The following is a 429-nucleotide window of genomic DNA, read 5'->3' on the forward strand; positions in this document are numbered from 1 at the left end:
GCTCAGGGCTGCAGCTAGCCTTGCTGCGCGGAGCAGATCGGACGACTGCCTTGAGTGATCCAGAGGCGTTTCCGGACTATGACCAAAGCGGCACCGAGCTACTTCCGCGACGAGTCGTTGATCTGGAACTGAACTTGACTGGGGTGAAGCCAAATTTCAGCAATCTTGACTCGATCTACACTCCGGCCTTCAACACAGTTGATGCGCTTGACGACAATTTTCCCTACTCCATGTTCAATTCGACCGGCTAGGTGTCGATGGAAGGCTTTATTGAAGCGTATTCGCGATCGCAGCTCACCGGGCCACTCCTATCCATTGTGCTCTGCGAAAAGAGCGGCGGATACACGTTCAGCACCCAAGCTGATAATAGAATTGATGAGGCAACGGCAGAAACCTTCGCCGCCGACTGCGATCAGATTTATACCGTCC

The 429-nt window shown here is 53.6% G+C and carries 1 protein-coding gene; it reads left to right on the forward strand.

Annotated elements, in window-relative coordinates; translation table 11 throughout:
* Positions 1 to 251, forward strand: a 251-nt coding sequence (locus BTA51_RS30365; protein WP_210404963.1) for a hypothetical protein, incomplete at its 5' end; no start/stop codon positions are given.
* Positions 252 to 429: the final 178 nt, after the last annotated feature.

The sequence above is a fragment of the Hahella sp. CCB-MM4 genome, from assembly GCF_002260525.1.
In the GTDB taxonomy this organism is placed as follows: domain Bacteria; phylum Pseudomonadota; class Gammaproteobacteria; order Pseudomonadales; family Oleiphilaceae; genus Hahella.